The sequence below is a fragment of the Arthrobacter mangrovi genome (assembly GCF_026011795.1).
GTDB lineage: Bacteria > Actinomycetota > Actinomycetes > Actinomycetales > Micrococcaceae > Crystallibacter > Crystallibacter mangrovi.
The window spans coordinates 135,621-141,860 of sequence record NZ_BRVS01000012.1 but is presented as its reverse complement, the minus strand read 5'-3'; the positions used below and the strand labels follow the sequence as shown (position 1 = coordinate 141,860).

Annotated in this window: 6 protein-coding genes; 3 read left to right on the top strand and 3 right to left on the bottom strand. The window is 68.1% G+C overall.

Going from position 1 to position 6,240, the window contains the following annotated elements; genetic code table 11:
- Positions 1 to 92: 92 nt before the first annotated feature.
- Together AHIS1636_RS12910 and AHIS1636_RS12905 are read left to right on the top strand one after the other, a co-directional pair.
- On the top strand, positions 93 to 2,228 hold the full coding sequence (locus AHIS1636_RS12910) for a S9 family peptidase (RefSeq protein ID WP_264796236.1): 2,136 nt from the start codon (positions 93 to 95) through the stop codon (positions 2,226 to 2,228).
- A gap of 10 nt (positions 2,229 to 2,238) precedes the next feature.
- Positions 2,239 to 2,751, top strand: a complete 513-nt coding sequence (locus AHIS1636_RS12905) for an amino-acid N-acetyltransferase (RefSeq protein WP_264796235.1) — start codon at positions 2,239 to 2,241, stop codon at positions 2,749 to 2,751.
- Between the two features lie 28 nt (positions 2,752 to 2,779).
- On the opposite strand, the gene AHIS1636_RS12900 is transcribed toward AHIS1636_RS12905, so the two are convergent.
- Complete coding sequence (locus AHIS1636_RS12900) at positions 2,780 to 3,301, bottom strand: hypothetical protein (RefSeq protein ID WP_264796234.1); 522 nt, start codon at positions 3,299 to 3,301, stop codon at positions 2,780 to 2,782.
- Between the two features lie 37 nt (positions 3,302 to 3,338).
- Complete coding sequence (locus tag AHIS1636_RS12895; RefSeq protein WP_264796233.1) at positions 3,339 to 4,307, bottom strand: iron-sulfur binding domain-containing protein; 969 nt, start codon at positions 4,305 to 4,307, stop codon at positions 3,339 to 3,341.
- 89 nt (positions 4,308 to 4,396) lie between these two features.
- On the opposite strand from AHIS1636_RS12895, the gene AHIS1636_RS12890 reads away from it, so the two are divergent.
- Positions 4,397 to 5,050 carry a hypothetical protein gene (locus AHIS1636_RS12890; RefSeq protein WP_264796232.1) on the top strand — a complete coding sequence of 218 codons (654 nt, stop codon included), beginning with the start codon at positions 4,397 to 4,399 and terminating at the stop codon, positions 5,048 to 5,050.
- Between the two features lie 4 nt (positions 5,051 to 5,054).
- Here the strand turns inward: AHIS1636_RS12890 and disA are convergent, their stop codons facing one another.
- On the bottom strand, positions 5,055 to 6,128 hold the full coding sequence (gene disA / locus AHIS1636_RS12885; protein WP_264796231.1) for a DNA integrity scanning diadenylate cyclase DisA: 1,074 nt from the start codon (positions 6,126 to 6,128) through the stop codon (positions 5,055 to 5,057).
- Positions 6,129 to 6,240 lie beyond the last annotated feature (112 nt).

The window sequence follows — 6,240 nt, the reverse complement described above, 5'->3', positions numbered from 1 at the left end:
CGAGGCCTAGGACGGGGCCGGTTCAATGTCTGCTCAGGGACAACGTCCAAGGGATCTACCGCCCTGGCGGATCCTGCGCAATACTGTCCTCCATGACTTCTGAAACAACTCTTTCTGATCAGGGCGCTGAAGCCGGCGTTCCAGTCCCCTCGGCCTCGTCGCGGCCCCAGACCTCCTTCCATGACCTGGACCACTACATCGCACTGCCTCGGTTGAGTTCCCTGGCCCTGAGCCCGGACGGCAGCCGCCTCATCACGGCCGCCAGCGCGCTCAACGGCAAGTCGACGGAATACACCACGGCGCTCTGGGAGGTTGACCCTGCCGGGAGCAAGCCGGCCCGCCGAATCACCCGCAGCGCAAAGGGCGAGTCCAGCCCTGCCTTCCTGCCCAGCGGGGACCTGCTCTTCACCTCTTCGCGCCCCGCTCCTGAAACCGAGGGTGACGAACCCGCTGCCGCGCTCTGGAAGCTCCCGGCCGGAGGGGGCGAGGCGCGCCAGCTCGTGTCCCGCCCGGGTGGAATCAACTCCGTCCTGACAGCCCGTTCCGCGGAGGTCGCCGTCGTCAATGCCGATGTCCTGCCCGGAGCGGCAGACGAGGAGGACGACGCGCGGCTCCGCCAGTTGCGCAAAGACAAGCAGGTTTCGGCCATACTTCACAGTGGCTACCCGGTGCGGTTTTGGGACCACGACTTGGGCCCGGGCAGTCCGAGGCATTTCGTGTTGGAGCAACGTGAGATCGAGTCGGTCCTTCCAACCACTGAGGACAGCGAGGGAGATTACAAGCTGCGGGGCATCACTCCCGGCGCCGGGGCAAGCCTCGTCGAGTCCGCGGCCGCACTCAGCCCGGACGGGCGCACGTTGCTCACCAGCTGGCGGGAGCCCCGCGCCAAGGGGGACATGCGGGAGGCTCTCGCCGCGGTCGACATCGCCGGCGGCGGTGTCCGTGTGCTGCTGTCCTCTGAGGACGTCGACTACCGCCCTGGGCCGGTCAGCCCGGACGGGCGCACCGTCGTCGTTGTTTGCGAGAAGGTCTCCGGCCCGCAGGCCATTCCGGACACCACGCTCGGCCTGCTCCGGCTCGAGGGCGGCGATCTGCTTCCCCTGGCGTCGGACTGGGACCGTTGGCCGGAGCCCGCACAGTGGCTGCCGGACGGCTCGGCCCTGCTGGTGACCGCGGACGAGGAGGGCGCCCGGCCGGTGTTCCTGATCGACGCGGGCACCGGTAGCGTGCGCCGGGTGACTGCGGATGCCGCCGCCTACACGGACGTCGTTGCCAGCCCGGACGGCCGCTATGGGTATGCCTTGCGCAGCAGCTACCTTTTCCCGCCGGAACCGGTGCGGATCGAGCTTGCCACCGGCGACACCACTGTGCTTCCCGGCCCGGCGCTGCGCCCGCAACTGCCCGGCCGGCTCGAGGAGATCGAAACAACGACGACGGAGGGCGGCTTGTCCGTGCGCGTCCGGGGCTGGCTGGTACTGCCGGAGGGCGCCTCTGAAGAAAACCCGGCCCCGCTGCTGCTGTGGATCCACGGCGGCCCGTTGCACTCGTGGAATGCGTGGTCGTGGCGGTGGTGCCCCTGGCTGATGGCGGCACAGGGCTACGCGGTGCTGCTTCCGGACCCGGCGCTTTCCACCGGCTACGGGAAGGACTTCATCCGCCGCGGTTGGGGCCAGTGGGGCCAGGCGCCCTTCACGGACCTCATGTCGCTGACGGACGAGGCCGCGGGCCGCCCGGACATCGACCAGGAGCGGACGGCCGCCCTGGGCGGATCCTTCGGCGGGTACATGGCGAACTGGGTTGCCGGGCACACCGACCGGTTCCGGGCGATCGTCACGCACGCCAGCCTCTGGGCGCTGGACCAGTTCGGCCCCACGACCGACGCCTCGTTCTACTGGGAGAAGGAGATGACGCCGGAGATGGCTCTGGAGAATTCTCCGCACCTGCACGTCGGGAAGATTTCCACGCCGATGCTGGTGATCCACGGGGACAAGGATTACCGGGTGCCGATCGGGGAGGGGCTGCGCCTCTGGTACGAGCTTCTCTCGAAGTCGGCGCTGCCGCAGCGCGAGGATGGTACGACGGACCACCGGTTCCTGTATTTCCCGGACGAGAACCATTGGGTGCTCAAGCCGCAGCACGTTAAGGTCTGGTACCAGGTGGTGCAGGAGTTCCTCGCCCGCCACGTCCTGGACGGCGCGGCCGAACTGCCGGCGGAGTTGGGCCTCTAGACTGGAACCCATGACTGCAGCCTTCACGATCCGCCCGGCACGTACCATCGACGTCGCTCCCATCCGGCGTCTGGTCAAGCCGCTGGCGGACCAAAGGGTGCTGGTGGAGAAGGAGGCCGTGGCTTACTTCGAAAGCATCCAGGAGTTCAAGGTTGCCGAGGACCGGGCCGGCACCTTGATCGGCTGCGGCGCGCTGCATGTCATGTGGGAGGATATCGCCGAGGTGCGCACGCTGGCGTCCTCGCCGCAGTGGCGCGGCCGGGGCGTCGGCAGTGCGCTGCTGGAGGTGCTGCTGGCGCAGGCCGAGGAGCTCGGCGTGAGCCGCGTTTTCTGCCTGACCTTCGAGGTGGACTTCTTCAAGCGGCACGGGTTCGAGGTGATGGCGGACCAGTCCGCGGTGGATCCGGAGGTCTATGCGGAGCTGCTGCGGTCGCCCGACGAAGGTGTCGCCGAGTTCCTGGACTTGGCACGGGTCAAGCCGAATACATTGGGCAACACCCGGATGATCCGCACCCTGAAGTAGGCGGAAGCTTGGCGCGGGCGGGCGTGGTCTAGCGTCTGGACGGGTGCAGGCCGGCGTGATCCAGTGTCAGGCCGAGCTGAGGGACGGCGCCGGGGCACTGCTCGCCGTTGGGATAGACCATCCGGGTTGCCGTCTCCAGCGCTCCGGTTTCCGTTTCCGTGCCATCCAGGCGGGTAATAGTGGCGGCGGCTCGGACCTGGCCCTCGGGCAACTGCGGAACAGCTGCAAATCCTGTAAGCGTGCCGTTCGGCGTCGAGGTTGCCGAGCAGCTGCCTTCAGGGGCCGCTGTATCGCAGCCCAGGTCCACGGTGTCTTGGCCAGGGTAAAGGTCGACGGCGGACCGCCGGCAGGTGCCTTGCCAGCAGATTTCGAGTGTTGCCGCCTTGACTTCCGGGACGAACTCCCGGGCGACGGTGAGCGAAACTCCGGGAGCGGCTCCGATCTCGGTGCAGGCGCGGCCGCCGGATCCCAGTGAGGCACCGCACGCGGTGACGGCCGCCAGCAAGACGGGCACTGCCGTCGTTAGCATGGCCGGATGCTTCAGCCCCATAAGTGCAGCGTAGGAGCGGCCGGCGCCGAAGCCAAGGTTATGCCGGCAGGCGGACACCGGCCGGTACATTTTCGGCCAGTCCGTCCGCCAGCAGCCCGTCGAGGGAGCGCGCGAGCTGCTCGTCGCTGGCGCCGAGGGCCTGTAGTTTTGCGATTTCGACGGCGTGTTCCGCCCCGTCGTGCACCAGGTCCACGGTGCCCAGCAGCAGGCTGCGGGGCACGGGGCCCTCGGCCTTGCGGAGTACGGCCATCATGGCGCCGCGGACCTGGCGGTCGGTGCCGGCCCAGGCCTGGCCCTTCGGCACGTAGTGCGGTTCCGGCTTCCCCGCTGCGATCCAGGCGCACCGGTCAAGCAGCGGGCATTCGCCGCAGCGGGGCGAGCGTGCGGTGCAGACCAGGGCGCCGAGTTCCATCACGCCGGCATTCCAGCGTTTCGTGTCCTCTTCGGGCATCAGGGCCTCGGCCAGCTTGAACTCCGCGGCCGTCAGGGCCGGGGACGGCAGGGCGTTGCCGGTTACGGCCCGCGCGTGGACGCGCCGGATGTTGGTGTCAACAACGGTTTCCGGCAGTTCGAAGGCGAACGAGGCGATGGCCGCCGCCGTGTAGGTGCCGACGCCGGGGAGCGCCAGCAGTTCCTCCCTGCCGGCAGGCACTTCGCCCTCGTGCCGCTCGACGATGGCCGTCGCCGCCGCGTGCAGCCGCAGCGCCCGCCGCGGGTAGCCGAGGCGGCCCCACGCGCGCAGGGCCTCCCCGCTGGGCTCAGCGGCCAGCGCGGCAGGTTCCGGCCATCGCCGCAGCCACTCTTCCCAGACGGGCAGCACGCGCGCAACGGGCGTCTGCTGGAGCATGAACTCGCTGACCATGATGCCCCAGGCGCTGCAGCCCGGGTCGCGCCACGGCAGGGTGCGCGCGTTCTCGTCGAACCAGCGCCCGATCAGTCCATGCAGCGGCGCTGCGGCGGTGCCAGGGGGTGCGGCAGCCGCTCGGACGGCGGTTGGGGTAGGCATCGGGACTCCTCGGTTATGACCATAAATACTGTACTGTTCCCGGCGTGGTGCTGCCGGACCTCAAGGCCAACTGTCTCTAGCCTTAAAGCATGGCGAATGGTAGCGGAGCAGCGCGGAGCGGGGGTTCCAGGGCCGTACCGACGAACGGGCGCAGGCCCAGCCAGGCCGTCTACCGGCGGCGTCGCCTGGCCGTCCTGGCGCTTGCGCTTGTGCTCGTGGCAATGCTGGTGCTCGCCGGCTGGTGGGTTGCCGGCCTGTTCGGCCAGGACAAGCCGAAGGCCGAGGGCGCGGCGCCGCTGCCCGTGGCCTCCGCGGCATCGGCGTCCGGATTGCCGTCCCCGGAGCCGGCTGCGGCCGGGTCCTGCGACGAATCCGATATTTCCGTTTCCGCCGCCACGGACGCACCTTCCTATGCGGCCGGTGAGAACCCGATGCTGATCCTGGAAGTGGAGAATACCGGGAAATCGGACTGCGAGGTCGACGTCGGCACGGAAGCCATGGAGTTCATCGTCACCAGCGGCGAGGACCGCATATTTTCTTCGAAGGACTGCGCGGTGGAGACCGGGGAGTTGATGCGGACCATAGCCCCGGGGGAGAGCGAGCGGGCGCAGTTCACCTGGGAGCGGCAGCGCAGCGCCCCGGGATGCACCGCGGTGAACGCGAACCCGCAGCCGGGCACCTACGTGCTGACGACCAGGCTGGGCTCGCACAAGAGCGAAAAGGTCATCTTCGACCTGCAATAGCCGGCTACATGAAGCGGTCGAGCAAGCTGGTTTCGGCGATTCGGGAGAGGCCTTCCCGGATCAGCCGGGCACGCTGCTCACCGATGCCGTCCACGGCCATCAGATCATCGATGTTGGCTGCCATCAGGTTCTGCAGGCCGCCGAAGTGGTCCACGAGGCGGTCTGCCACGGCGCGGGGAACGGATTTAACCGCTGAGAGCAGCCGGTAGCCCCGCGGCTGCACGACAGCTTCGAGGGAGTCCGTCCCGGGCTGGATGCCGAGCACGCTGGCAATCCGCCCGAGGTCGATCAGGTCGGTGGAGCTGAAGTTCTGCAGCCTGTCCAGGGCTGCCTCGACATCGATGCCGCCCTTGACGCCCGAGTAGTCCCGCAAAATCATTCCGCTGTCCGGGCCGAGCCCCGATGTCAGCTCGTCCAGCTGCAGCGAGAGGAGCCGCCCGTCGACCCCGAGTTCCAGCACGTACTGTGAGATCTCTTCGGAGATGCGGCGGACCATTTCCTGGCGCTGGAGCGTCACCGCGACGTCGCGCAGGGTCACCATTGCCTCGATTTCCAGGGCGGAGAGGGAGTTCGTGACCTGGTCCAGCCGCGCCCGGTACCGTTCCAGCGTGGCGAGGGCCTGGTTGGCCCGGGCCAGCACCGGCTCGGAACCTTCGAGCACGTGGCGGATGCCGTCCACATAGAGCGCAATGATCTGCATGGACTGGCTGACGGAAATCACAGGAAGGCCGGTCTGGATGGCAACACGTTCGGCGGTGCGGTGGCGTGTGCCCGACTCCTGGGTGGGGATCGAGGGGTCAGGCACGAGCTGGACGGCCGCCGTGTAGATTGTGGCCGCGTCTTTGTCGCAGACTATGGCCCCATCCATCTTGGCCAGCTCCCGCAGCCGGGTCGGAGAGAATTCGATGCCGATATCGAAGCCGCCGCTGCTGATGGCTTCGACCTGCTTGTCGTTGCCGAGCACAATCAGGGCGCCGGTGCGCCCGCGCAGGATACGTTCCAGGCCGTCCCGCAGTGCGGTTCCCGGGGCAACCCGGGCCAAGGTCGCCTTGAGGGCATCCTCGGAACTCTTAACCATCGAGCAATTCCTTCGGTCAGTCGTACACAGTGCAGTCGGGTGGAACGGTTGGGTAGGAGACTGCCTGTGGAGTGAACAGCCGCTAGCCACCATAATAGGGCGCACAACGATG

What these genes read in the sequence shown, in the direction of transcription:
- AHIS1636_RS12910 (WP_264796236.1), top strand. Translation starts at nt 93, where the DNA reads ATGACTTCTGAAACAACTCTTTCTGATCAGGGCGCTGAAGCCGGCGTT.
- AHIS1636_RS12900 (WP_264796234.1), bottom strand. Translation starts at nt 3,301, where the DNA reads ATGGGGCTGAAGCATCCGGCCATGCTAACGACGGCAGTGCCCGTCTTG.
- AHIS1636_RS12895 (WP_264796233.1), bottom strand. Translation starts at nt 4,307, where the DNA reads ATGCCTACCCCAACCGCCGTCCGAGCGGCTGCCGCACCCCCTGGCACC.
- AHIS1636_RS12905 (WP_264796235.1), top strand. Translation starts at nt 2,239, where the DNA reads ATGACTGCAGCCTTCACGATCCGCCCGGCACGTACCATCGACGTCGCT.
- AHIS1636_RS12890 (WP_264796232.1), top strand. Translation starts at nt 4,397, where the DNA reads ATGGCGAATGGTAGCGGAGCAGCGCGGAGCGGGGGTTCCAGGGCCGTA.
- disA (WP_264796231.1), bottom strand. Translation starts at nt 6,128, where the DNA reads ATGGTTAAGAGTTCCGAGGATGCCCTCAAGGCGACCTTGGCCCGGGTT.